This is a genomic window from Mycobacterium sp. E183 (assembly GCF_001667735.1).
Classification (GTDB): domain Bacteria; phylum Actinomycetota; class Actinomycetes; order Mycobacteriales; family Mycobacteriaceae; genus Mycobacterium.
On sequence record NZ_LZJN01000156.1, the window covers coordinates 16,830 to 38,948 of the forward strand.

Below are 22,119 nucleotides of genomic sequence, written 5' to 3' on the forward strand. Positions count from 1 at the left end.
CGTCCTTATTCACTCTGGGAGTCTCGCTGGGGGCAACAAAAAACCCCCGACAGCTCTTCTGCTGCACGAGGGTTGCGCGTTGGTCTGGATAGCTTCAAATGCCGAAGAGGCTAGTCAGGCACCAACGCGCCGACTAATTACTACGAGCATCCCGGGCTGTCCGGCGGTATCCATAACGTCCGACGGTAGCCTTCGCACAGCTCAGCAGTCAAATCCGCGCCCCGTGGCCCGCGCACAGATCCGGCCCCCCGCGACGGGTGAAATGATGGTCGGGTGGCTACCGGTTCGTCTTCCCACACACCCGTCGTGATCAAGGTGTCCCCGATCGCGCACCTGGCCGTCGGGTTCTTCACCCTCGGGCTGCTGATCCCGGTGATGCTCTGGCCGCCCTCGGCGCCACTGCTGGTGATCCCCGTGCTGCTGTCGGCGCTGATCGTCCGGTTGCGGACCGTCGCCGACGATCGAGGCGTGACGGTCCGCACGCTGCTGGGCAGCCAGACGGTGGACTGGGATGACATCGACGGGCTGCGCTTCCATCGGGGTTCCTGGGCACGCGCGCACCTCAAGAGCGGCGCGGAGGTGCGCCTGCCCGCGGTGACGTTCGCGACGCTGCCGCAGCTGACCGAGGCCAGCTCGGGACGGGTGCCCAACCCGTATCAGTGACGGTCAGGCGATCGGGTTGACCCCGTTGAGCAGCACCCACACCGCGATGCCGGCGGCGATGCCGACCAGCAGCGCGACGAACGACCCGATGAAGGGCCGATGCGCCCAGCCCCGTCGCGCGTCGAGGCCGTAGCGGCCCGGCCCGCACAGGATCACCGCGACGGCCATCACGATCAGGCTGATCTGGTATTCGTGCCCGTCGGGCAGGAAGTACGTGAAGCTGTGCGGATGCGGCCGCGCGGTGATGGTGGCCAGCATGCCGTTGATCAGAAAGGCGAGCGCGCCGGCCGCGGCCACCGGGGTGAACAGGCCGAGCACCAGAAGAACGCCCGCGACGAGCTCGCCGCCGGCGCTGACGTAGGCCAGGATGTCGGCGTGCTGGTAGCCGACGTCGGACAGTGAGTTCTTGAACCCGCCCACGCCGGAGCCGCCCCACCAGCCGGTCAGCTTCTGCAACCCGTGGGCGGCCAGCACGACACCGAGCCCGACCCGCAAGATCAGCAAACCCAGGTGCTGGGTTCCACGGCGGCCCACTTCGTGCAGCCGGCCGTGGTGTTCGTCCGCGTCGATCTCGGCGGGCTCGGCCGCTGCGTGCCGCGATGCCTGCGGCTGGACGTAGGGCAACGGCTCCTGTTGGTCGAGCACGTTGTACCCCGCCGCGCTGGACCCGCCGACGTGGTCGCCCATGTAGGGGATGACGGTGGTGGTTCCGGTGGAGGGGTTGAAGTCGCCGGGGTAGCCGACGGGCGTCAGATCGTCTTCGGGGTCAACCACACGCGCCGTCGCGGGGCGACCTGGAGTTGGCTCCGGGGATTCGCCGGGCCGCTGCCAATGTCCGTCATTCGGTTGACTGGTCACGCGTGTCAGGGTAAGGGCATTTGCCGCCGAATTGGGGATTTGAGCGGCGCTTTCGCCAGGCAATCGGCGGTTTGCCCGCCGAACACGTCCAGATCGGCCTGAAAACGCCTCCCGCGGGCCGACGCAGGGCCCAATCCGGCCGCAAATCGGGGGCCAGGCGCCGCCCGTGGGCCGTTCCCGGGCGCGCTCGGATCGCGTCGCGCCGGGCGGGCAGCGCATGCGTGTGGCGGGGGCGGCCGCACTATCCGTAGCCTGTCGGTCATGCGATTAGGGCGCTCGGTTCGGTGCGGGTTCGCCGCGCTTTGCGCGGTGGTGCTCGTCGCGAGCGGCTGCGCACGATTCAACGACGCCCAGTCGCAGCCGTTCACCACCAACCCCGAACTCAAGCCCCAACCCAGTTCGACGCCTCCCCCACCGCCGCCGCTACCGCCCACGCCGTTCCCCAAGGCGTGCCCGGCTCCTGGCGTGATGCAGGGCTGCCTGGAGAGCACCAGCGGACTGATCATGGGTCCCGACAGCAAAACCGCGCTGGTCGCCGAGCGCACCACCGGCGCGGTCAAGGAGATCTCGGTGAGCGCCGAGCCGAAGGTGAAGATGGTCATCCCGGTCGACCCCTCCGGGGACGGCGGGCTGATGGACATCGTGCTGTCGCCGACCTACACGCAAGACCGGCTCATGTACGCCTACGTCAGCACGCCTACCGACAATCGGGTGATCCGGGTGGCCGACGGCGACATCCCGAAAGACATCCTGACCGGGATCCCCAAGGGCGCCACCGGGAACACCGGCGCGCTGATCTTCACCAGCCCCACCACGCTGGTCGTGATGACCGGCGATGCGGGTAACCCCGCGGCGGCGGCGGATCCCAAATCGCTGGCCGGCAAGGTGCTTCGCATCGAGCAGCCGACCACCATCGGTCAGGCCCCGCCGACGACGGCGCTGTCGGGCGTCGGCGCCGGCGGCGGCCTGTGCATCGACCCCGTCGACGGCTCGCTCTACGTCGCCGACCGCACGCCGACGGCGGATCGGTTGCAGCGCATCACCAAGACCTCCGAGGTCTCCACGGTGTGGACCTGGCCGGACAAGCCCGGCGTGGCCGGCTGCGCGGCAATGGACGGGACCGTGCTGGTCAACCTGATCAACACCAAGCTGACGGTCGCAGTGCGGCTGGCTCCCGCGACGGGTGCCGTCACCGGTGAACCCGACGTGGTCCGCAAGGACACCCACGCCCACGCGTGGGCGCTGCGGATGTCCCCGGACGGAAACGTTTGGGGCGCAACCGTCAACAAGACCGCCGGCGACGCCGAGAAGCTCGACGACGTGGTGTTCCCGCTGTTCCCGCAGGGCGGCGGTTTCCCGCGCAACAACGACGACAAGACCTGATTGGGGCCTGCCGGAGCACGCCACAGCAGCCACATCCCTACCGGGGGCGAACCACCACATGATTCGGGAATTCGATATCGCGGGTGATATCGCGTTCGAGACTCGGCTAATGATGGGCTGAAGTCTCGCGCGTCCCGCCGAGTTGCTCCTGGTGGGCCGGCTACCCCTGCCCGCAGGCCGCCAGCACCAGTTCGCGGACCCGAGCCGCGTCGGCCTGGCCCCGGGTGGCCTTCATCACCGCGCCGACGATCGCGCCGGCCGCGGCCACCTTGCCGCCCCGGATCTTCTCCGCCACATCGGGATTGGCGGCCAGCGCCTCGTCGACCGCGGCCTGGGTCACCGAGTCGTCGCGCACCAGCTCGAGGCCGCGGGCCGTCATCACCTGCCCGGGCTCGCCCTCGCCGGCCAGCACCCCCTCCACAACCTGGCGGGCCAGCTTGTTGGACAGCTTGCCCTCGTCCACGAGCGCGATCACCGCGGCGACCTGTGCGGGGGTGATGGCCAGCTCGTCCAGGCCGATGTTGGCCTCATTGGCCTTCTGCACCAAGAAGTTTCCCCACCAGGCGCGCGCCTGCTCGCTGGTGGCGCCGTGCTTGACCGTCTCGATCACCAAGTCGACGGCGCCGGCGTTGACCAGGTCGCGCATCACCTCGTCGGAAACGCCCCATTCGTCCTGAATCCTCTTGCGGCTCAGCCACGGTAGCTCCGGGATCGTCTGGCGCAACTGCTCGACCAATTCACGGCTGGGCGCCACGGGTTCGAGGTCGGGCTCGGGGAAATAGCGGTAGTCCTGGGCGGTCTCCTTGGCCCGGCCCGGGCTGGTGTACCCGGCCTCGTGAAAGTGCCTGGTCTCCTGGATGATCTGACCGCCGGACGCGAGGACGGCGGCCTGCCGCTGCATTTCGTAACGCACCGCCACCTCAACGCTTTTCAGCGAGTTGACGTTCTTGGTCTCGGTGCGGGTGCCGAACTCGACGGCACCCTTGGGCATCAGCGAAACGTTGGAGTCGCAACGCATCGACCCCTGGTCCATCCTGACATCGGATACGCCCAAGGCGCGCAACAGGTCTCGCAATGCCGTGACATAAGCCCGGGCGATCTGGGGGGCCCGGTCGCCGGCACCGACGATCGGCTTGGTGACGATCTCGATCAGCGGCACACCGGCCCGGTTGTAGTCGAGCAGCGAAGTCGTCGCGCCGTGGATGCGGCCGGTCTCGCTGCCCAGGTGGGTGAGCTTGCCGGTGTCCTCCTCCATGTGCGCGCGCTCGATCTCGACCCGCCAGGTGGTGCCGTCGTCCAGCGGCGCTTCCAGGTATCCGTTGATCGCGATCGGCTCGTCGTACTGGGAAATCTGGTAGTTCTTGGGCATGTCCGGGTAGAAGTAGTTCTTCCGGGCGAACCGGCACCAGGGCACGATCTCGCAGTTGAGGGCCAGCCCGATCCGGATCGCCGATTCCACCGCCGTGCGGTTGAGCACCGGTAGCGAGCCGGGCAGCCCGAGGCACACGGGGCATACCTGCGTGTTGGGCTCGGCGCCGAAGGCGGTGGAGCAGCCGCAGAACATCTTGGTGACGGTCGACAGCTCAACGTGCACCTCGAGGCCGAGTACCGGGTCGAAGCGCGCGAGGACCTCGTCGTAGTTCATGAGATCGGCGCTGGCAGCAACACTCATGCAGCCGATCCTAGTGGTGACCTCGAGCTCGGCGGAGCCGGGCGATCAGGGCCAGTGCGGGGACCGCGGCGCCGGGTACCGGTTGAGCTCCTCACCCCTGCCCGGGAACATGTCGGCCAGCACGGCCGCCATCTCGAGGTAACTTCGTCGGCTTTCCTTGCTCAGCCGGTCCAGTTCGATCTGGTTCCCGCCGTGTATGTGTCGATCGAACGGCAGCACCACCGTTGCGCCGACGCGCGCGGACAATCGCTCGAGCTCCTTGGCGGCCAGCACTTCCACCTTGGCCGGCTCCACGTGGTTGATCGCCAATACCGTCGACTGCACCAGCCATTGATATGCGTTGTTGGCCAACCAATCCAAAGTGGTAGCGGTTTTCCGAATCGCGTCTATGGACGTGCTGGTCACCACGACCAGCGCCAGCGCCTCACGCAGGACGGCATCCATCACACCCGAATTGAGCGCCTTCGCGCAGTCCACCAGCACCACCGAATAGTGGTTGCGCAGGATCGAAAATGCCTTCACCGCGTCATGACGCTCGAGCCGCCAATCGGTGTGCGCGTAGTCGGGCAGTCCGAGCACTTCCAGGCCGAAGTTGTTCATGTAGGTATGTGCGCGTACGTCCGGGTAGCTCGTGACCTTGTCGTCGGCGAGCAGCTCGGCCATTCCCAGCGCGTTGGGCTTGCCGTGGCGATCCGCCAGGTCGCCGGCGTCCATGTCGACGGCGATGATCCGGTCGTTGCGCGCGTCGGCGAACGTCGACCCGAGCGCCTCCACCACAGCGGTCTTGCCGACGCCACCCTTGAGGTTGAGCACGGCGATGGGAAACGCCCCGCCCACCTCAGCGCGGATGCGGTTGCGCAAGTCCTCTTTGTACCGTGCGTCTTTGCCGGGGCCCAGATCGACGCCCGTCAGGCGATGGACCACTTCTCGCCAGCTGAACCGGGAGGAGCCGTCGCGCTCCTGCAGGTCGAGTCCGTCCAGCGCCGTCCCGCCCGGCAGTCGCGCGGGCCGCCGTACCGGGGGGACCCGTGATGCGGGCGCGGGCGGGGGTGGCCTGAACTGCGGCCCGCGGATGGCCGGATCCGAAGGATGGGGCTGAGGCATCGTGGCGGCCGCCGGATCGGCATCGACGCGCCAACCGGGCGGTCGCGGGCGACGGGCCGGCGGGCCCACCGGCCCCGCCGTCGCCGCGGGGTGCTGAACGACTCCGCGAATCGAACCGCGGTTGCTCACTCCGGAGGTATAACCGCCGGGAACCCGTCCGGAAACCACGAATTTGCGCAAACGGCCCGCAGCTGGCCGGTAGCCGGGCGAATTCAACCCCTGGCCAGGCCGAAGTCAGACCAGGGCCACCCGCCGTTTGCCGAAATGGCGGGGTCAGCCGAAGAAGGCGGCGGCGTCGTCGTACCGGCTTTCGGGCACCAGCTTGAGCTGGCGCACCGCGTCGGCCAGGGCCACCCGGCCGATGTCCTGCCCCCGCAACGACACCATCTGGCCGTACTCACCGGCGTGCGCGGCGTCGGCGGCGTTGACGCCGAACCGGGTGGCCAGCACCCGGTCGAAGGCCGTCGGCGTCCCGCCGCGCTGGACGTGGCCCAGCACGGTCACCCGGACGTCCTTGTTGATCCGCTTCTCCACCTCGGCACCTAGCTGGGCCGCGACACCGGTGAACTTCTCGTGGCCGAACTCGTCAAGCCCGCCCTCGCGCAGCGAGATTGAGCCCGGGATGGGTTTGGCGCCCTCGGCGACCACGCAGATGAAGTGCGAATCTCCGCGCTGGAAGCGGCGTTTGACCAACCGGCACACCTCCTCGACGTCGAAGGGCTGCTCGGGGATCAGTGTCATGTGCGCGCCCGAGGCCAGGCCGGCGTTCAGCGCGATCCAGCCCGCGTGCCGGCCCATCACCTCCACCAGCATCACCCGCTGGTGGGATTCGGCGGTGCTGTGCAGCCGGTCGATTGCGTCGGTGGCGACGGTGAGCGCGGTGTCGTGGCCGAAAGTGACGTCGGTGCAATCGATGTCGTTGTCGATGGTCTTCGGCACGCCGACGACGGGAACGTTCTCCTCGGACAGCCAGTGCGCGGCGGTCAGCGTGCCTTCACCGCCGATCGGGATGAGCACGTCGATGCCGTTGTCGTCCAGGGTCTGCTTGATCTGGTCCAGCCCGGCGCGCAGTTTGTCGGGGTGCACCCGGGCGGTCCCCAGCATCGTGCCGCCCTTGGCCAGCAGCCGGTCGTTGCGGTCGTCGTTCTGCAGTTGGATACGCCGGTTTTCCAGCAACCCCCGCCACCCGTCCTGAAAGCCGACCACCGACGAGCCGTAGCGGGCGTCGCAGGTGCGCACCACCGCCCTGATGACGGCGTTCAGCCCCGGACAGTCACCACCACCAGTGAGAACTCCGATCCGCATGCCTTCATCTTGCCTGGGGCGACGCCCCTATGGCGCGGGCAAGCGCAAAATCGCTCCGGACTCGGCGCTACAGGGTGGGTGCCGACGGTAGCGGGCCGCGGGCCACCTCGTACGCGGCGCCAACCCGGTAGAGGCGGTCGTCGGCCAACGCCGGCGCCATGATCTGCAGCCCGACCGGCAGCCCGTCGTCCGGGGACAGCCCCGCAGGCACCGACATGCCGCAGTGGCCGGCCAGGTTGAGGGGCAGCGTGCACAGATCGAACAGGTACATCGCGAGCGGGTCGTCCACCTTCTCCCCCAGCGGGAAGGCGGTGGTCGGTGTCGCCGGCGACACCACCACGTCGACCGACTCGTAGGCGCGGTCCAGGTCGCGGGCGATCAGCGTGCGCACCTTCTGGGCCTGGTTGTAATAGGCGTCGTAATAGCCGGCCGACAGCGCGTAGGTGCCGATCATGATGCGCCGCTTGACTTCCGGACCGAAACCGGCGGCCCGGGTCAGCGCCATCACCTCCTCGGCGCTGTGTGTCCCGTCGTCGCCGACGCGCAGCCCGTAGCGCATCGCGTCGAAGCGGGCCAGGTTGCTCGACACCTCCGACGGCAAGATCAGGTAGTAGGCGGCCAGCGCGTATTCGAAGTGCGGGCAGTCGACTTCGGTCACCTCGGCGCCCAGCTCGGTCAGCCGCCCGACGGCGGCCTCGAACGAAGCCAGCACCCCCGGCTGGTAGCCGTCGCCGCGCAGCTGCTTCACGACTCCGACCCGCACGCCCTTGAGGTCACCGGCCGCGCCGGCTTTGGCGGCCCCGACGACGTCGGGCACCGCGGCTTCGACGGACGTGGAGTCGCGGGTGTCGTGCCCGGCGATCACCTGGTGCAGCAGCGCGGTGTCCAGCACCGTGCGAGCGCACGGGCCGCCCTGGTCAAGCGACGACGCGCAGGCCACCAGCCCGTAGCGCGACACGGTGCCGTAGGTGGGCTTGACGCCGACCGTCGCGGTCAGCGCCGCCGGCTGCCGGATCGAGCCGCCGGTGTCGGACCCGATGGCCAGCGGAGCCTGGAACGCGGCCAGCGCCGCCGCGCTGCCTCCCCCGGAGCCACCGGGCACCCGGTCGAGGTCCCACGGGTTGCGGGTGGGGCCGTAGGCGGAGTTCTCCGTCGAGCTGCCCATCGCGAACTCGTCCATGTTGGTCTTGCCGAGGATCGGGATGCCCGCGGCACGCAACCGCGTGGTGAGGGTGGCGTCATAGGGGGAACGCCAGCCCTCGAGAATTTTGGAGCCGCAGGTGGTGGGCATGTCGATGGTGGTGAAGACGTCCTTGAGCGCCAGCGGCACCCCGGCCAGCGGTGAGGGCAGCCGCTCCCCCGCGGCCATCGCCTCGTCGACCTGCTTGTCGACGGCGGCCGCCGCGGCAAGCGCCTCGTCGGCGGCCACGTGCAGGAAGGCGTGGTAGCGGTCGTCGGTCGCCGCGATCTGGTCCAGGCACGCCTGGGTGACCTCGACCGACGACAGCTCCTTGGCGGCGATCCGGGCCGCCAGGGTCGCGGCGTCGGACCGGACGATGTCGTTCACTCGCTGTCCCCCAGGATTTGCGGCACCGCGAAGCGGCCGTCGGCGGCCTCGGGCGCCTGGGCCAGCGCCTCCGACTGTGTCAGGCAGGGGGTCGGTTCGTCGGGGCGGGTGACGTTCACGTCCTTGAGCGGGTTGTCGGTCGCTTCGACGCCGGTGACGTCGACCGCCTGCACCTGGCTGACGTGGGTCAGGATGGCGTCGAGCTGGCCGGCGAAGCTGTCGAGCTCGCTATCGGTCAGCGCCAGCCGGGACAGCCGGGCCAGGTGCGCCACCTCGTCGCGGGAGATCTGAGACACGACAGGAAAGCCTAGTCGCGCGCGCGGGGCCGGGTTCAGGGCCGCCGGTTATCCGCAGAAATGCAGTGCACGCATCGCTGTGTAACAGTGTTGGCCGTGCCGTCGTATTTGTTGCGCATCGAGCTGGTCGACCGCCCGGGCAGCCTGGGCTCGCTGGCGGTCGCGCTCGGTTCGGTCGGCGCCGACATCCTGTCGCTCGACGTGGTCGAGCGCAGCTCGGGGTATGCGATCGACGACCTGGTGATCGAATTGCCGCCCGGGGCGATGCCGGACACGCTGATCACCGCCGCGGAATCGCTCAACGGTGTCCGGGTGGACAGCGTGCGGCCCCACACCGGGTTGCTGGAGGCCCATCGCGAGCTGGAACTGCTCGACCACGTCGCCGCGGCCGGCGACAACGCCTCCCGGCTGCAGGTCCTGGCCGACGAGGCGCCCCGGGTGCTGCGGGTCAGCTGGTGCACCGTGGTGCGCAGTGCCGGCGACGGGCTGGAGCGGCTGGCGTCCAGCCCGGGTGCGCCGGAGACGCGGGCGGATTCGGCCCCGTGGCTGCCCCTCGAGCGGGCGGTGACGCTGGACAGCGCGGGCGACTGGGTGCCGCAGGCGTGGCGCGACATGGACACCACGATGGTCGCGGCCCCGCTGGGTGATCCGCACACCGCGGTGGTGCTGGGCCGCCCGGGCCCGGAATTCCGGCCGTCGGAGGTGGCTCGCCTGGGCTACCTGGCCGGGATCGTGGCCACCCTGCTGCGCTAGCGCGCCGTGCCGGACAGCGCCGGCGAAGTCGAACCGGACAGCACCGCCGGGTCGTCGTCTTCCCACAGCAACAGCTGCCGAACCGCCGGACGCGGACCGTAGGGCCGCAGCATGGTGCTGGCCGGGCGCGGGCGCACCCGTTGCGGCCACCAGAACCAGCGCCCGAGAATCCTTGCGACAGAAGGCGTCATGAACGATCGCACGATCAGCGTGTCGAACAGCAAACCGATGCCGATCGTCGTCCCGATCTGACCGAGCACCTGGAAACCGCTGAAGACGAACGCACACATGGTCACCGCGAAAACGATGCCGGCCGAGGTGACCACCGACCCGGAGCCCGCCATCGCTCGGATGATGCCGGTGTTCAAGCCGGCATGAATTTCCTCCTTGAACCGGGAGATCAACAGCAGGTTGTAGTCGGATCCCACCGCAAGAAGCAGGATGACCGCCAGCGCGAGCACCACCCAGTACAGCTGAATGCCGAAGATGTACTGCCAGACCAGGACCGAGAGCCCGAACGAGGCACCCAGCGACAGAGCGACGGTGCCGACGATGACCAGGGCGGCGATCAGGCTGCGCGTGATGATCATCATGATCAGCAGGATCAAGCTCAGAGCGGCGAACGCGACGATCATCAGGTCGTACTTGGCCCCGTCCTGAATGTCCTTGTAGGTCGCGGCCGTACCGCCGAGATAGATTCCCGCGTCCGCCATCGGCGTGCCCTTCAGCGCCTCGTGCGCAGCCTTGGCAATCGGGTCGATGTGCGAAATACCCTGGGGCGTAGCGGGATCGCCTTCGTGCGTGACGATCATGCGGGCGGCCTTACCGTCGGGCGAGAGGAACAATTTGAGCCCGCGCTTGAAGTCCGGGTTGTTGAACACCTCCGGCGGCAGGTAGAAGGTGTCGTCGTTCTTGGCCGCGTCGAAGGCCCGCCCCAGCGCCGTCGCGTTGTCGATCGCGGCCGCGGTCTGCGCGTAAATGCCGGACAGCGTGGCGTAATTGGCCAACGTCAGGTCGCGGTTGGTCTGCTGACTCTCGATCTGCGGCGGTATCAGCGCCACCAGTTTCGGCTGCAGGGCGTCGAGCTTATCGAGTGACGCCGTGAGGTTTTCGAACTTCTCGGTGAGCTGATCGATTCCGTCGAGCGCGTCGAACAGCGATCTGAACGCGAAGCAGATGGGGATGTCGTAGCAGTGCCGCTCCCAGTAGAAGTAGCTGCGAACCGGCCTGAAGAAGTCGTCGAAATACGCGATCTTGTCGCGCAGGTCCTGGATCGTGCCGAGCGTGTCGTGGAAGCTCTGGGTCTCGTCGTGGGTGGTGCCGGCGAGCTGCTGCTGCAACACGTATTGCTGCTTCAAGATGTTGATGGTCTTGTTCAGCTCGTTGGCCTGCTTGAGGGCATCGTTGGCCCGATCCTGTTGATAGGTCAGGTTTTCCTGCTGCGCCGCGCTGGAATTGCTGACCACGAACGCCAGCGAGCTGTGGACCAGCGGGGTGCCCAGTGGGCGGGTGATGGTCTGCACCTGCGCGACGCCGGGCACGTGGAATACCGCCTTGGCCACCTTGTCCAGCACGAGCATGCTCTCCGGGTTGCGCATGTCGTGATCGGTTTCGACCATGAGCAATTCGGGCTCCAGCCGGGCCCGGGAGAAATGCTTCTCGGCGGCGGTGTAGCCGACGTTGGCCGGCGCGCTGGCCGGCATGTAGGGACGGGTGTCATAGCTGGTCTTGTATCCGGGCAAGGCGATCAGGCCAACCAGGGCCAACGCGCACGCCGCGGCGAGAACGGCCCCCGGCCAGCGGACGATGGCGGTGCCGATGCGCCGCCAGCCGCGGGTTCTGACCGCCCGCTTGGGGTCGAAGATGCCCACCCTGGCGCCCAGGGTGAGGATCGCGGGGCCCAAGGTCAAGGCGGCGAACAGCGCGACGAGGATGCCCAGCGCGGCCGGAATGCCCAAACTCTGGAAGTAGGGCAGCCGGGTGAAGCTCAGACAGGCCACCGCGCCGGCCACCGTCAGACCCGAACCGAGCACGATGTGCGTCGTGCCGTGATACATGGTGTAGAAAGCCTTTTCGCGGTCCTCACCGGTTCCACGGGCTTCCTGGTAGCGGCCCACGAAGAATATCGCGTAGTCGGTGCCCGCGGCGATCACCAGAAGCGTCAACAGATTCGTCGCATACGTCGACAACCCGATGACGCCCGCGTTTCCGAGGAACGCGACAAGGCCTCGGGCGGCGGACATTTCGATCAGGACCGTGGCGAGCACCAGCAGCGTGGTGAGCACCGAGCGGTAGACGAAGAACAGCATCAAGGCGATCACGCCGATCGTGATCGCGGTGACCTTCGCGGTGCCCTTGCTGCCGACGTCGAACTGATCGGATATCAGCGGCGCCGCGCCGGTCACATAGGCCTTGACACCGGGCGGGGGCTTGATGCGCTCGACGATGTCGCGCAGCGCCCCGACGCCCTCGTTGGCCAGCGCCGAGCCCTGATTACCGGCCAGGTTCACCTGGACGTAAGCGGCCTTGCCGTCGCTGCTCTGCGATCCCGCCGCCGTCAGGGTGTCGCCCCAGTAGTCCTGGACGTGCTCGACGTGCTTCTTGTCCTGCTCGAGCCTGCGGATCATCTCGTCGTAGTAACGGTGCGCGTCCGCACCCAGCGGCTTGTCGCCCTCCAGCACGATCATCGCCGAGCTGTCGGTGTCGAATTCCCCGAACTTTTCGCCGATGCGCTTGATGGCTTTGAGCGACGGGGCGTCGGGCGAGTTCAGCGCCACATTGTGCGTCTTGCCAACCTCTTCCAGCTGCGGCACCGCGATATTGGTGATCGCGGCCAGCGCCACCCAGAACAGCAGGATGGGCAGTGCGAGCCGGCGGATGGTGCGCGGGACCCGCGCCCGCGGCGGTTCGTGGTCGCTCATCCCGATTTGTCCAGACAGAAGGTGTAGGCGTCGACTTTGTCAACGGTGCGTTGGTCTTTCACTTCGCCGTTGACGGTGATGCGGCAGCCGAGGCTGTCGCCGTTTCCCTGTGCGACGACATTGCCCAGGACCGCGGGCTCCGTCGTGGTGATCGTGAACGACCACGGCAGCGGGGCGTCCTTGACTTGCTGCGGTTGGGCGTTGACATCAAGGTAGTTGATGGTCGCGGTGGCGCCGGGCCTGCCGAAGACCTCGAGCACCACCCGCTTGGGGTTGAACGGCACGATTTCGTTGGCCAGGCCGCTGTTCGCCGAGGCGCTGCTGTCTGAGCCGAAGATGCCGTGCAGGCGATAGATGCCGAATCCCGCGAGCGTGACCACCAGCACCGCAACCAGCACCATCCACCCTCGTCTGACGAGGAATGCCACCGAATTCCCCTTCACCCGTTCACCTTTCGATTATCGGGCGACACGACCACCTCTCAAGCCAGAGGCGGCTGCCGGCGGGTCGGGCGTGCTCGACAGCTATGACAGTACGGTACGGGACCGTACTGCACAAGAGACGCGCGCGTACACATTCCGCTGGGCGGGTCGACGCCGGATTACCCGTTGGTTCTGGTCAAGCCGGGGATGAGGAACCCGTCCACGAGGGCTTGGACGGTGCGACGGGTGGGCGGCCGGCCGGGAATAATGGACCGGAAGATGAGATAACCGGGCAACAGATCCCACAGCTCGTCGGTGATGACGTCCTCGCTGATCTCACCGCGGTCGACGGCTTGGCGCAGCACATGCTGAATCAACGCCTTGCGCTGCTTGAGGAATTGCTCCTGCAGAGCGTCGTTGAGCGCCGGGTGCCTCGAAACTTCGACCATCACCGCGCGGATGGTGCTGGCATGCTCGGAGCCGTGCCGACCACACGTCTCCCCCAAACTCAGCAGGTCGCCGCGCAGGGTGCCGGTGTTGGGCGCGACGGCGACCACGCGGACGCCCTCGGTGAAGGCGGCCAAGACCAATTCGGCCTTGGACGGCCAGCGCCGATACACCGTGGCCTTGCTCGCGTGGGCGGCGGCGGCGACCGCGTCGACCGTCAGCTGGTCATAGCCGTGCTCCTGCAGCAACCGCAGCGTGACCGCCAGTATCTCGGCCTCGCGTGGAGACCACGGTGATTCCTGCGTGAACCGGTCCGCCGTCTGGGTCATAGCGCCCACCATAGGACTGCCGGGGCGATGCGGGGTAATTTATGGCCGGATGGCCGTGAGGGCCCGTCCGATGTCGGCGACCAAGTCGTCGGTGTCTTCGATGCCCAGCGAGATGCGCGCGAATCCGTCGTCGACGGCGTCGCCCCAGCGTGCCCGGCGATCCACCGACGTGTGCAGGCCGCCAAAGCTGGTGGCCGCGACGAGCAGCTCGCTGCGCTCGACGAGGGCGTGTACCGCTGCGGCGTCGGCCAATTCGACCGAGACCAGAGAGCCGAACCGGCGCATCTGGGCCATGGCCACGCGATGGGAGGGGTCATGCGCCAACCCCGGGTAACGCACCACCCGGGCCGCCGGGTGGCGGGCCAACATCGTCGCCACGGCCCGGGCGTTCTGGCATTGCCGCTCGAAACGCAATCCGGCGCTGGCCAGGCTGCGCAACAGCAGCCACGCCTCGAACCCGCCGAGGATCGCGCCGGCGAGCAATCGTTGGCGTTCCACGGCGGCGGCCAACTCGGGGTCGTCGGTGGCCACGTAACCGGCCAGCAGGTCACTGTGACCGGACAGCGCCTTGGTGGCACTGGCCACCACCGCGTCGGCGCCCAGTGACAGCGGCCGCTGGCCCAGGGGCGTGGCGGCCGTGTTGTCCACGATCAGCCGTGCGCCGCGGCCACGGCAGATGGTGGCCAACCGGTGCAGATCAACGACATCCAACGCCGGGTTGGTGGGGGTTTCGGTCAGCACGACGTCGGCGCCCGCCGCGGCGTCGTAAATACGCGGGCTCGACGCCTCGATGACGGTCACCCCCGCCGTCGCCAAGTCTTCCCGGGCCCAACGACGGACTTGGTAGTAGCCGTCGGCGGGCACCACCAGAACCGATCCCGGCGGCGCGAGCACCCGGAGCACGGCGTTGATGGCGGCCATGCCCGAACCGAACACCAGCGCACCGCCCGCTCCCTCCAGCTCGGCGAGCGCCGACTCCAGTTGTCGCCACGTGGGATTGGAGCCGCGGCCATAGGTGTCCGCGGCGTCGGTCTCGTCGCTGCTCAGGTGGTAGGCGGCGGCGAGCACCGCCTGCGGCGCCACCGGGTGTCCCGAAATCGCCTCCGGGCCAACGGCTTTGAGACTGCGGGTGGAATCGCCGTAGCGACCGGTCATCGGCCTAGCCCGCCGGAGCTTCCGGCGGACCCTCGGCCAACAGTTTCCGGAACCCGTCCTCGTCGAGGACCGGCACGCCGAGTTCCACCGCCTTGTCGTACTTCGAACCCGGTGCGTCGCCGGCGACGACGTAGTCGGTCTTTTTCGACACCGACCCCGCCGCCTTTCCGCCGCGGGCGATGATCGCCTCTTTGGCGTCGTCGCGCGAAAACCCGGTCAGCGAGCCGGTGACGACGACGGTCAGCCCTTCCAGGGTGCGGGGCACGTTCTCATCGCGCTCGTCGGCCATCCGCACCCCGGCGGCCCGCCACTTGTCGACGATCGCGCGATGCCAGTCGACGGTGAACCATTCGGTGAGCGCGGCGGCGATCGTCGGCCCGACACCCTCGACCACGGCCAACCGCTCGGTCGACGCCGACATGATCGCGTCCAGGCTGCCGAACTCGGTGGCCAGTGCGCGCGCGGCCGTCGGGCCGACATGCCGGATGGACAGCGCCACCAGTACCCGCCACAGGGCCACCGTCTTGGCCTTGTCCAGGTTGTCGAGCAGGCGCCTGCCGTTGGCGGACAACGCGCCGGCCTTGGTCCGAAAAAGGTCGGTGCGCAACAGGTCGTCCTCGGTGAGGGTGAACAGGTCGCCCTCGTCGGCGATCGCCCCGGCCTTCAGCAGTGCGATAGCCGCCTCATAGCCCAGCCCCTCGATGTCGAACGCTCCCCGACCGGCGACGTGGAAGACGCGCTCGCGCAGTTGCGCCGGACAGGACCGGGCATTGGGGCACCGGATGTCGGCGTCGCCCTCCTTCGCGGGGGCCAGCGTGGTGCCACACTCGGGACACGTTGTCGGCATGACGAATTCGCGTTCGGAGCCGTCCCTGAGGTCGACGACGGGCCCGAGCACTTCCGGGATGACGTCACCGGCCTTGCGGATCATCACCGTGTCGCCGATCAGCACCCCCTTGCGCTTGACCTCGGCGGCGTTGTGCAGGGTGGCCAACCCGACGGTCGACCCGGCCACCTTCACCGGCGTCATGAACGCGAACGGGGTGACGCGCCCGGTGCGGCCGACGTTCACCCGGATGTCGAGCAGCTTGGTCTGCGCCTCCTGCGGCGGGTACTTGTAGGCGACCGCCCACCGCGGTGCGCGCGACGTCGTCCCCAGCCGGCGTTGCAACGCAAAGTCGTCGACTTTGACCACCACGCCGTCGATTTCGTGGTCGATGTCGTAACGGTGCTCGCCCCAATACCCGATCCGGTCCTCCACGGCGGCGAGGCCACGCACGCGTGCGGTCTCTTCGGCCACCGGCAGGCCCCAGGCTTTCAGTGCGCTATAGGCCTCGTGCAGGGTCTTGGGCGCGAACCCGTCGGTGCGGCCGATGCCATGACAGATCATCCGCAGCTTGCGCCGGGCGGTGACCGCCGGGTTCTTCTGCCGCAGCGAACCGGCCGCGCTGTTGCGCGGATTGGCGAACGGCGCCTTGCCGTCCTCGACCAGGCTGGCGTTGAGGGCCTCGAAATCGGCCAGCATGAAGAAGACCTCGCCGCGCACCTCGAGCACGGCCGGAATGGGCAAATCGGCACTGGCAGTGAGCCGCTCGGGCACGTCGTCGATGGTGCGGGCGTTGAGGGTCACGTCCTCGCCCACCCGGCCGTCGCCGCGCGTGGCGGCCCGTTCCAGCCGGCCGTCGCGATACACCAGCGACAACGCCACCCCGTCGATCTTGAGCTCGCACAGGTAGTAGGGCTCGCGACCGATCTCGTTCTCCACGCGATTGCTCCAGGCGACCAGCTCGTCGCGGTCGAACACGTCGTCGAGGCTGAGCATCCGCTCGAGGTGCTCGGCCTCCGTGAAGTCGGTGGCGAACCCGGCCCCACCGACCAGTTGCGTCGGAGAATCGGGGACCCGCAGTTCGGGGTGACGGTCCTCAAGTGCGAGAAGGTCGTTGAACATCGTGTCGAACTCGGCGTCGGAGACGATCGGGGCGTCCTTGACGTAGTAGCGGAACTGGTGTTGACGGACTTCATCGGCCAGTTCCTGCCACTGCCGCCGCACCTCGGGCGACACCTGATCAGCTTCTGCTGAGCTCACCCTCGCAGGCTATCCGAGAGCGCCGACACCCCGCCGGGGCGATGCCGCGTCCGCGACGGCGGACCAATCTCAGGTCGATTGTTCGGCCGTATCCGGGAAGCCGCCGAATGGAACTTCCACCCCTTTTTGAAATGACAAAGCCGCGCCCTGGATCAGCAACGTGCCGGCAAGCACGCCGACCCACAACCACGCCTCGGCCGGGCTGATATGGGTGGCGGTATTTGCATAGCGCAATTCGACAATGGACCGCACAATCACGGCGGAGACGACCACAACGGTGAGGTACGGCACGGCCATCCGGAATTGCCGGGCAATGCGGCTGGCGGGCAATTCCGAACGCCGCCTTTTGCTGCCGAGAAACCAAGCCACGGCGCCCACAAATCCGATTGCCAGCGGTATCGGAATCGCGAGCCTGCTGGCCCAATCCCAAAGCGGCTGAAGCGGCCGGTGCGTTTCCGGATCGCCCAGCGCCAGCGCCAGGTGTGTGAGCGTATCTTCGACCAAGAACACCGAGATCGGGGGCACGAGCACCACCAAGACGAAGACGCAGTGGCGGGCCAGCACGCCGGCGCTGCCCGAGAAGAACTGCACGATGGCGTTGAGCAGCATGTAGATCGAGGCCGCGAACGAGACGGCGGCAAGGACTTCGGCGGAGGCCGCGCGGCCTTCGGTCAGGGCGCAGCCGCCTTCGCCGGCCAGCAGGCCATATCGCAGCGTCGTCAAAAACAGCCCCAGAAACGCGCACACCAGCGCAATTCCGACTTGTGTCTCGTGCTCGACCTCACGCGTCACCAGCACGCGACCGTCGGTGCGGCGCCGGTAGGCGCGGTCGATCACCAGATTGATGACGACAAAGGCAAAACCGGCGAGGATTCCGGTGAACTGGGCGTAGGTCCTGGCCACGATCGAGATGTCGAAGCCCGTCCAAAGGGTGCAGGAGTCGGCCATCAGTCGCGTCACCATTGTCGAGATGCTAGTCGCCGCGGCCACGGCCCTCGTGAATTTGCCGCGACGTCGCTAATGGAATTTCCGCCACGAAAATCTAAATGGCGTCCGGGTCCTCCGCGAATGCCTCGGCCGCCCCGCGGGCGAGCTCGATCGCCAGGCGCGCCCACTGGGGCGTCGCGCCGGCCAACCCACACGCCGGGGTGACACCGATGCGATCCCGCAACGACGAGCGTCCGAAGCCGAGCCGATCGGTCACCGCGACCAGTGCGGCGGCCACCTCCTCTGTCGAAGGGCGCCGCGGCGGCGCGCTGGCCGCAACCACCCCCAACATGACGGCTCGACCCGATTCGACGAACGCGGCGATACCGTCGAGATCCCCCGCCGCCAGCGTGCCCGCGTCCACCGAGACCGCGCCGATCCGGCTGTCCTGCAACATTTTCCACGGAAGCGCCGGGGCGCAACTGTGCAACAACACCTCGCCTCCCACCGCGGCGACGCACGTATCGAGCAGGGCGACGGCCACCGCCTCCTCCAGCGGCGCCACCGGGCTCAGCGCCGTCACCCCGGTCAGCTGCCCGCCCAACGCCTTCGGCAGCGACGGCTCGTCGAACTGGACGACCACCGGTGTCTCGAGCCGACGGGCCAGCGCCGCGCGGTGAGCGGCTACGCCTTCGCCCAGCGACGCCGCCAGATCCCGCACCGCGCCCGCATCGGTGATCGCCCGGTGGCCGTTGGCCAGCTCGAGCTCGGCGGCCAGCGTGATCGGCCCGGCGGCCTGCACCTTGACCACGCGATCGCCACCGCGCAGGCCGGCCACCTCCCAGGCCTCTTCCAGCGCGTCCATGTCCTCGTCGAGCAGACTCACGGCACGGCGGGTAACCGCGCCGGGCCGAGGCGCAAGGCGGTAGCCGCGGGGCGAGATGTCGATGGCCACATCGATCAGCAGCGCACCGGCCCGACCGAGCATGTCGGCGCCGATCCCGCGGGCGGGCAGCTCGACAATGTGGGACAGCGCTCCTGCCAACTCCCCCACGACGACTTCGGCGGCCTCGCGAGGCTTGATGCCGGGCCACGACCCGACGCCGCTGGCCTTCGCGAAAACGCTCACCGGGCCAACCGTATTCGACGTCACCCGACCCGCCGGTGGGCAGGGGTGTCTGCCGCGCTCCGCCACGGGTAGGTTCGACGCAAGAAGGGTGCGAAACGTGTCACGGATGGCGGGATTGGCACGGCCGCTGCTGTTGTGCGGGGCCACGGTGCTGGTTGCGGCGTGCACCCGAATGGTCGACGGTGCGGCAGTGGCCGAGTTCGGCACTCCCCGTAGGGCGGTGCAGGGAGTCAACGTCGACACGATCCTGTTGGACCAGTCGCGGATGCGCGCGATCACCGGCGCCGGCGAGCACCTGACGATCATTCCCTCGATGGACGGCACCAGCCCGGTGGACATCGACGCGCTCGCGGACACCACACCGCGGGAATGCCGGTTCATCTACGCCGAGACGGCGACGTTCGGGCCCGACATCGAGGAGTTCCACAAGACGACCTTCCAAGACCCGCCCGACGGCGCGCTGATCTCCGAGGGGGCCGCCGCCTACCGGGATGCCGACACCGCACGGCGTGCCTTCGGCGCGTTGGTGACCACGGTCGGGGATTGCGCGAACGGCTCGGCCGGGCAGCAATACGTCGGTGACTGGAAATCCGACGCCGCCTCCCTGCACCTGCGGCCGGGCGGCTGCGGCCGCGACTATCGGCTGCGGTCGGTCGCGATTGTCGAGGTCACCTTCTGCGGCTTCGCGCAATCGGTGTCCGACATCGTGATGACGAACATCGTCGCGAACATGCCGGCCTAGCGAGCGGTGGCGGCGATGGTGGCGCTGCCGAGCACTTCGTCGCCGTCCGGGTCGGGTCGGTAGAGCACCAGCGTCTGGCCGCGCGCGACGCCGCGCAGCGGGGCGCGCAACCGCACGACGAGCTCGTCGCCGACCAACTCCGCCACCGCATCGGCGGTTTCACCGTGCGCGCGCACCTGGACCGCGCACTCGACGGGACCCGCCGGTGACCGGCCGGCCGTGAAAACCGGCTCCCGCCCGCGCAACTCGCGCACATCGAGGTCCGCCGCCTGCCCCACCCGAACGGTCGCGGTGTCGGCGTCGATGGCCGTCACGTAGCGCGGGCCCCCGTCGGGCCCCGGCCCGCCGATGCCCAGGCCCTTGCGCTGGCCGATGGTGAACCCGTGCACCCCATCGTGTTCGGCGAGGACCGCGCCGTCGGCCCCGACCACGGTGCCGCGGCGCACCGCGATGCGCTCGCCCAGAAATGCCCGGGTGTTCCCGGACGGGATGAAGCAGATGTCGTGGCTGTCCGGCTTTTCGGCGACCGCGAGGCCGCGGCGCGCGGCCTCCGCGCGAATCTGCGCCTTCGGAGTGTCCCCGATCGGGAACGTGGCGTGGCGCAGCTGCTCGGCGCTCAGCACGGCCAGCACGTAGGACTGGTCCTTGTCCGGATCGACGGCGCGGCGCAGCCGCCCACCGGACAGCCTGGCGTAGTGGCCGGTGGCCACGGTGTCGAAGCCCAGCGCAAGTGCTTTCGCGGACAGCGCCGAGAACTTGATCCGCTGATTGCACCGCACGCACGGGTTGGGCGTCTCGCCGCGTGCGTACGACGACACGAAGTCGTCGATCACATCGGCTTGGAATCTCTCGGCGAAATCCCAGACGTAGAACGGAATTCCGAGTACGTCGGCGACGCGGCTGGCATCCGAGGCGTCTTCTTTGGAGCAGCACCCACGCGAGCCGGTGCGCAGGGTGCCGGGCGCGGTCGACAACGCCAGGTGCACTCCCACCACGTCGTGCCCGGCGTCGACCATCCGGGCGGCGGCGACCGACGAGTCGACGCCGCCACTCATCGCGGCGAGGACCTTCACCTAGGAAGCCCCCGCGGCGGCCAGGGCCGCCCGGCGCGCCCGGTCCACGGCCGCCGGCAGAACCTGCAGCACGGCGTCCACGTCGGCGTCGACACTGGTGTGCCCCAAGGACATTCGCAAAGAACCGCGGGCGCTGGTCGGGTCGGCGCCCATCGCGAGCAGCACATGCGACGGCTGCGCGACGCCCGCGGTGCACGCCGATCCGGTCGAACACTCGATTCCGTTGGCGTCCAGCAGCATCAGCAGCGAGTCACCTTCGCAGCCGCGGAACGTGAAGTGCGCGTTGCCCGGCAACCGCTGGGGGTACCTCCCGCTTGCGGGGGACGGGTCGCGAGCGCCGTTGAGGCTGACGTCCTCGATGCCGGCCAGCACCCCGTCGATCAGGCGATCCCGCAGAGCCCGCAGCCGTGCGCTGTTCGCCTCGATCCCGTCCACCGCGATCCGGGCGGCGGCCGCCATGCCGACCGCACCGGCGACATCGGCGGTGCCCGAGCGGATGTCGCGTTCCTGCCCGCCCCCGTGCGCCAGGGGCACACACGTCACGTCGCGGCGAACCAGTAATGCGCCGACGCCGGGCGGGCCGCCGAACTTGTGCGCGGCCACGCTCATGGCCGAGAGCCCGCTGGCGGCGAAGTCCACCGGCAACTGCCCCACCGCCTGCACGGCGTCGCTGTGCATCGGAACTCCGAATTCGGCCGCGACACCGGCGAGCTCGGCGGCAGGCAGCACGGTGCCGACCTCGTTGTTGGCCCACATCACCGACACCAGCGCGACATCGTCGTGGTTGCGCAGCGCCTCGCGCAGCGCGGCCGGCGACACGGAGCCGTCGGCGGCGGTGGGCAGCCAGGTCACCTCGGCGCCTTCGTGCTCGGCGAGCCAGTTCACCGAATCCAGGACGGCGTGGTGTTCCACCTCGCTGGTGATGATGCGCCGATGGCGCGGTTCCGCGTCGCGGCGGGACCAGTAGATGCCCTTGACGGCCAGGTTGTCGCTCTCGGTCCCGCCGCCGGTGAAGATGACCTCGGACGGGCGGGCGCCCAGCCGATCGGCGATCAGCTCCCGGGACTCCTCGACGCGCCGCCGCGCCGCCCGGCCGCTGGTGTGCAAGGAGGAGGCGTTGCCGACGGCGCCGAGGACCGCCGTCATCGCCTCGACGGCGGCGGGGTGCATCGGCGTGGTAGCGGCGTGATCCAGGTAGACCATGACCCGACCCACGATACCGGCAGGTCCGAGGGCCTTTGACCAGTGGTGATCGCAAGCGCGGCGAAGCCGGGCGCCGCGGGTCGC

At 68.7% G+C, this 22,119-nt stretch carries 19 protein-coding genes; 4 read left to right on the top strand and 15 right to left on the bottom strand.

The window, feature by feature from the left end:
- Nucleotides 1–306 precede the first annotated feature (306 nt).
- Nucleotides 307–663 (top strand): PH domain-containing protein, encoded by a 357-nt coding sequence (locus A5691_RS18040; protein WP_067758317.1) that lies wholly within the window; start codon nucleotides 307–309, stop codon nucleotides 661–663.
- A gap of 3 nt (nucleotides 664–666) precedes the next feature.
- On the opposite strand, the gene A5691_RS18045 is transcribed toward A5691_RS18040, so the two are convergent.
- A complete protein-coding gene (locus A5691_RS18045) occupies nucleotides 667–1,521 on the bottom strand; it encodes a DoxX family protein (RefSeq protein ID WP_068016304.1) in 855 nt (284 codons plus the stop codon).
- A 261-nt stretch (nucleotides 1,522–1,782) separates the two neighbouring features.
- On the opposite strand from A5691_RS18045, the gene A5691_RS18050 reads away from it, so the two are divergent.
- Nucleotides 1,783–2,904, top strand: a complete 1,122-nt coding sequence (locus A5691_RS18050) for a sorbosone dehydrogenase family protein (protein WP_067758311.1) — start codon at nucleotides 1,783–1,785, stop codon at nucleotides 2,902–2,904.
- 160 nt (nucleotides 2,905–3,064) lie between these two features.
- Here the strand turns inward: A5691_RS18050 and gatB are convergent, their stop codons facing one another.
- The 5 genes from gatB to gatC all read right to left on the bottom strand — a co-directional run bounded on the left by gatB (nucleotide 3,065) and on the right by gatC (nucleotide 8,848).
- The gene (gene gatB / locus A5691_RS18055; protein ID WP_068016307.1) at nucleotides 3,065–4,576 is read right to left on the bottom strand and encodes an Asp-tRNA(Asn)/Glu-tRNA(Gln) amidotransferase subunit GatB; all 1,512 of its coding nucleotides are present in this window, start codon (nucleotides 4,574–4,576) and stop codon (nucleotides 3,065–3,067) included.
- A gap of 45 nt (nucleotides 4,577–4,621) precedes the next feature.
- Nucleotides 4,622–5,809 carry a MinD/ParA family protein gene (locus A5691_RS18060; RefSeq protein ID WP_231980979.1) on the bottom strand — a complete coding sequence of 396 codons (1,188 nt, stop codon included), beginning with the start codon at nucleotides 5,807–5,809 and terminating at the stop codon, nucleotides 4,622–4,624.
- 144 nt (nucleotides 5,810–5,953) lie between these two features.
- On the bottom strand, nucleotides 5,954–6,985 hold the full coding sequence (locus A5691_RS18065) for an ATP-dependent 6-phosphofructokinase (protein WP_067758305.1): 1,032 nt from the start codon (nucleotides 6,983–6,985) through the stop codon (nucleotides 5,954–5,956).
- A 67-nt stretch (nucleotides 6,986–7,052) separates the two neighbouring features.
- Entirely contained in the window at nucleotides 7,053–8,552 is a 1,500-nt protein-coding gene (gatA, locus tag A5691_RS18070) for an Asp-tRNA(Asn)/Glu-tRNA(Gln) amidotransferase subunit GatA (protein WP_067758302.1), read from the bottom strand.
- Nucleotides 8,549–8,848: an Asp-tRNA(Asn)/Glu-tRNA(Gln) amidotransferase subunit GatC gene (gene gatC, locus A5691_RS18075; protein ID WP_067276513.1), complete on the bottom strand. Its 300-nt coding sequence runs from the start codon at nucleotides 8,846–8,848 to the stop codon at nucleotides 8,549–8,551. The genes gatA and gatC overlap by 4 nt, the downstream gene beginning before the upstream one ends.
- Before the next feature lie 96 nt (nucleotides 8,849–8,944).
- Here gatC and A5691_RS18080 point away from each other — a divergent pair, with 96 nt between their 5' ends.
- Nucleotides 8,945–9,601, top strand: a complete 657-nt coding sequence (locus tag A5691_RS18080) for an amino acid-binding protein (protein WP_156670191.1) — start codon at nucleotides 8,945–8,947, stop codon at nucleotides 9,599–9,601.
- Here the strand turns inward: A5691_RS18080 and A5691_RS18085 are convergent.
- From A5691_RS18085 to A5691_RS18115, 7 genes are all read right to left on the bottom strand, one after another.
- On the bottom strand, nucleotides 9,598–12,522 hold the full coding sequence (locus A5691_RS18085; RefSeq protein WP_068016311.1) for an RND family transporter: 2,925 nt from the start codon (nucleotides 12,520–12,522) through the stop codon (nucleotides 9,598–9,600). The genes A5691_RS18080 and A5691_RS18085 overlap by 4 nt on opposite strands.
- The gene (locus A5691_RS18090) at nucleotides 12,519–12,950 is read right to left on the bottom strand and encodes an MmpS family transport accessory protein (protein ID WP_231969403.1); all 432 of its coding nucleotides are present in this window, start codon (nucleotides 12,948–12,950) and stop codon (nucleotides 12,519–12,521) included. The genes A5691_RS18085 and A5691_RS18090 overlap by 4 nt, the downstream gene beginning before the upstream one ends.
- Nucleotides 12,951–13,123: 173 nt before the next feature.
- Complete coding sequence (locus A5691_RS18095) at nucleotides 13,124–13,732, bottom strand: TetR/AcrR family transcriptional regulator (protein ID WP_156675585.1); 609 nt, start codon at nucleotides 13,730–13,732, stop codon at nucleotides 13,124–13,126.
- A gap of 27 nt (nucleotides 13,733–13,759) precedes the next feature.
- Nucleotides 13,760–14,875: a cystathionine gamma-lyase gene (locus A5691_RS18100; RefSeq protein WP_067891956.1), complete on the bottom strand. Its 1,116-nt coding sequence runs from the start codon at nucleotides 14,873–14,875 to the stop codon at nucleotides 13,760–13,762.
- A 4-nt stretch (nucleotides 14,876–14,879) separates the two neighbouring features.
- Nucleotides 14,880–16,961: an NAD-dependent DNA ligase LigA gene (gene ligA, locus A5691_RS18105; RefSeq protein WP_068016315.1), complete on the bottom strand. Its 2,082-nt coding sequence runs from the start codon at nucleotides 16,959–16,961 to the stop codon at nucleotides 14,880–14,882.
- A 69-nt stretch (nucleotides 16,962–17,030) separates the two neighbouring features.
- A complete protein-coding gene (locus A5691_RS18110; RefSeq protein ID WP_067751001.1) occupies nucleotides 17,031–17,924 on the bottom strand; it encodes a hypothetical protein in 894 nt (297 codons plus the stop codon).
- A 79-nt stretch (nucleotides 17,925–18,003) separates the two neighbouring features.
- Nucleotides 18,004–19,017 (bottom strand): methionine synthase, encoded by a 1,014-nt coding sequence (locus A5691_RS18115; RefSeq protein WP_068016318.1) that lies wholly within the window; start codon nucleotides 19,015–19,017, stop codon nucleotides 18,004–18,006.
- 106 nt (nucleotides 19,018–19,123) lie between these two features.
- On the opposite strand from A5691_RS18115, the gene A5691_RS18120 reads away from it, so the two are divergent.
- Nucleotides 19,124–19,759, top strand: a complete 636-nt coding sequence (locus A5691_RS18120; protein WP_067751013.1) for a sensor domain-containing protein — start codon at nucleotides 19,124–19,126, stop codon at nucleotides 19,757–19,759.
- On the opposite strand, the gene mnmA is transcribed toward A5691_RS18120, so the two are convergent.
- Both mnmA and A5691_RS18130 read right to left on the bottom strand, forming a co-directional pair.
- Nucleotides 19,756–20,832 carry a tRNA 2-thiouridine(34) synthase MnmA gene (mnmA, locus tag A5691_RS18125; protein ID WP_067751017.1) on the bottom strand — a complete coding sequence of 359 codons (1,077 nt, stop codon included), beginning with the start codon at nucleotides 20,830–20,832 and terminating at the stop codon, nucleotides 19,756–19,758. The genes A5691_RS18120 and mnmA overlap by 4 nt on opposite strands.
- A complete protein-coding gene (locus tag A5691_RS18130; protein WP_067751020.1) occupies nucleotides 20,833–22,035 on the bottom strand; it encodes a cysteine desulfurase family protein in 1,203 nt (400 codons plus the stop codon).
- Nucleotides 22,036–22,119 lie beyond the last annotated feature (84 nt).